The sequence below is a fragment of the Formosa sejongensis genome, from assembly GCF_033447105.1.
In the GTDB taxonomy this organism is placed as follows: Bacteria; Bacteroidota; Bacteroidia; order Flavobacteriales; family Flavobacteriaceae; genus Formosa.
Genome location: NZ_JAWQUN010000046.1, coordinates 1 through 3110, shown reverse-complemented (window position 1 = coordinate 3110; position 3110 = coordinate 1). Strand labels below are relative to the sequence as shown.

General features: G+C 33.2%; 2 protein-coding genes and 1 tRNA gene. 2 read left to right on the top strand and 1 reads right to left on the bottom strand.

Going from position 1 to position 3110, the window contains the following annotated elements:
• Nucleotides 1-727: 727 nt before the first annotated feature.
• Nucleotides 728-812: transfer RNA gene (locus tag R6X41_RS19635), tRNA-Ser, on the bottom strand.
• 251 nt (nt 813-1063) lie between these two features.
• On the opposite strand from R6X41_RS19635, the gene R6X41_RS19630 reads away from it, so the two are divergent.
• Both R6X41_RS19630 and R6X41_RS19625 read left to right on the top strand, forming a co-directional pair.
• On the top strand, nt 1064-1693 hold the full coding sequence (locus R6X41_RS19630; RefSeq protein ID WP_318502055.1) for an NAD(P)H-dependent oxidoreductase: 630 nt from the start codon (nt 1064-1066) through the stop codon (nt 1691-1693).
• 86 nt (nt 1694-1779) lie between these two features.
• Nucleotides 1780-2973, top strand: coding sequence for a DegT/DnrJ/EryC1/StrS family aminotransferase (locus R6X41_RS19625; RefSeq protein WP_318502054.1), 1194 nt, complete (start codon nt 1780-1782; stop codon nt 2971-2973).
• The last annotated feature ends 137 nt before the right edge of the window (nt 2974-3110 follow it).

The following is a 3110-nucleotide window of genomic DNA, read 5'->3' as shown; positions in this document are numbered from 1 at the left end:
TGATTGACGAGAAACTCAGGAAGTATGAGTTTTAGTAATTCTAGGTAATTATCCAATTTGAGTTTTTTTTACAAAAATCGCGATCTTATTTCAATTCACACACACAACTTTTGTGCTTGATCCGTAATTATCCAATTTGAGTTTTTTTTACAAAAATCGCAATCTTATTTCAATTTACACACACAACTTTTGTGCTTGATCCGGTTTTACCTTTAAATAGAGAGTACAAGTATTTAAGTCGAGAAAAGGCAATCAAGAAAATGTTCTTAGATAAAACCAATCTCACTGAAGCAGAGAGAAAACCGGCAATGGACAAAATATTTATCGGACTGAATCGAAGTATATTTAAACTAGATAATCTTAATAAGGGGTAAAAAGATTTCTTATTTGTAATGGTCAGTTTTTAAATTCAATGTTGAAAGTTTAATTTGACTTTTTATTAATTATAAATTCCTTATTTCTATTCCGAAGTGATTAGAAAAGTTTGATAAAAGTGTTATTCAGAATTATTTTTTTGTTTTGAAAGGATAAAAAACTTTAATCCGCGTAAATATTTTTATCTATTTGGGTAAAAATATACCTTAAGAATTGGTTGTATTAGACGTAAATATTTGAAATTGGAAGAAAAAAAATAAAAAAACATACCTTATAATCCATATTTGTGGCAACGAAATTGGCAACGAAAAAAACAAAGCCCCGTAAACACTAGTGTTACGGGGCTTTTCAGCGGAGAATGAGGGATTCGAACCCCCGGAGGTGTAACCCTCAACAGTTTTCAAGACTGCCGCATTCGACCACTCTGCCAATTCTCCTTGAGTGCCTCATCAGGTGTTCCCTGAATGCGGGTGCAAATATAGTATCCTTTTTCGTTCTTTTCAAATAAAAATTAATAAAATTTCAAATATTTTTTCATAAAAAATCTAATAAATTCAAATTCAAATCATTATGTTCTGTTTTTCTTCTTACTTTTTTTCGACATTACAGTTGTTTACAGCAATAATTTAGAATTATATGAAGTAAAGTCGGTTTCAAATCCTATTTTTGGAGCCTATTAAATCAATGTATGGATATTATTAAACAGTTGCAATGGCGATATGCCACAAAAAAATTCGATAATACGCGCTTAATTGAAGAGGATAAACTACACGTACTGTTAGAAGCCTTCAATTTAACAGCGACCTCTTATGGTTTACAGCCTGTAAAATTGGTGGTGATTAAGAATAAAACGATGCAACAAGAATTAGTGGAAGCATCCATGAACCAGAAACAAGTTGTACAAGCCTCTCATGTTTTAGTGTTTTGTATAGAAACGACTATAGATAATGTATTTGTCGAAAATTATTTTAATCGTGTGCAAGCTATTCGCGATACGCCAGAGCACGTTTTAAAACCTTTTAAAGAATTTTTAATTTCAGATTTTGAAAGCAAGGAGCAAATCCAAATCGAAAATTGGGCAACGAAACAGGCTTATCTTGCTTTAGGGAATATGCTAACCGTTTGTGCCCTTGAAAATATTGATGCATGCCCTATGGAGGGTTTTATTCCTTCAGAATATGATCGTATTTTAAAATTAGCCGAAAGAGGATTACAGTCCGTTTTAGTGCTTCCTATTGGTTATCGTGCTGAAGATGATATGTTTTCTGAACTTAAAAAAGTAAGAAAATCTGTTACCGATACAATCATTCATTTGTAATAACAAAAAGACAAGGAATCTTCTTTTATCACCTTTTTTATTCCTTTGTTTAATCGTAAATTTGGAATCAATTTTAAATATACCTCATGCCTGGATTTGAACTTTTTGGAAGTGCTGAACAAAAGGAAGTACACGATGTACTTGAAAGCGGAATTTTAATGCGATATGGTTTCGACAATATGCGGAACAATCATTGGAAAGCTAAAGAATTAGAAACTGAATTACAAACGCAAATGCAAGTTAAGCATGCTCAATTAGTTTCTAGTGGTACTGCAGCTGTTTCTGTGGCTTTAGCTATTGCTGGTGTTGGTGCTGGCGACGAAGTTATACTGCCAACATTTACTTTTGTTGCTAGTTTTGAAGCTGTTTTAATGCTTGGTGCGATTCCCATACTTGTAGATATTGATGATACTTTAACTTTAGATATTCTGGCCGTTAAGAACGCAATTACTCCTAAAACAAAAGCAATTATGCCTGTGCATATGTGCGGCGGTATGGCACGTTTAAAAGACTTAAAACAGATTTGTGAGACTCATAATCTAAAATTAATTGAAGACGCTTGTCAGGCGATTGGAGGAACTTACGAAGGTAAACCTCTAGGAAGCTACGGCGATGTGGGGTGTTTTTCGTTCGATTTTGTAAAAACAATTACCGCTGGAGAAGGTGGAGCTATTATAACTAATAACGACGAGTATGCAACGTGGGCAGATCACTATAGCGATCATGGTCACGATCATGTGGGTACAGATCGTGGTGCTGAAAGTCATCCGTTTTTAGGATATAACTTTAGAATTTCTGAACTTCATGCCGCTGTTGGCTTAGCACAGGTTAGACGTTTAAATGATTTTATTGCAATTCAGAAAAAGCATTACACTATTTTAAAAGATGCATTAAGTACCATTTCTGAACTTACATTTAGAACAATCCCTGAAGGTGGCGAAGAAAATTATTCTTTTTTAAGTTTCTTCCTGCCAGATTTAGAAACCTCTACTTTGGCTATTGCTGCTTTAAAAGAAGCAGGTATTGATGGTTGTTTTCATTATTATAATAACAGTTGGCATTATGTTAGAAAATGGGAACATTTAAAAGAGGCTAAAAGTCTATTCCCAATTGCCCCTCAAATTAAAGAAGGATTAAGCGCTTTAGAAACTAAATCTTTCGAACAATCAGATCATTATATTGGAAGAAATATTTCCTGCCTAATAAAATTATCTTGGACTGAAGCCGAAGTTAAGACTAGAGCTTCAAAAATGGTTGAAGCGATTAAAAGCATCCTATAAAATAAATATTTTAACAATCCTGTCCTAAATAAAATTAAGGCGCACTAATTTTAACCATTTTACTGGTTTAACCATTAATTTTTGTGTTTTTTCAAAATAGAACCCCTTGCATATAATTATTTGCAGGGGGTTTACCT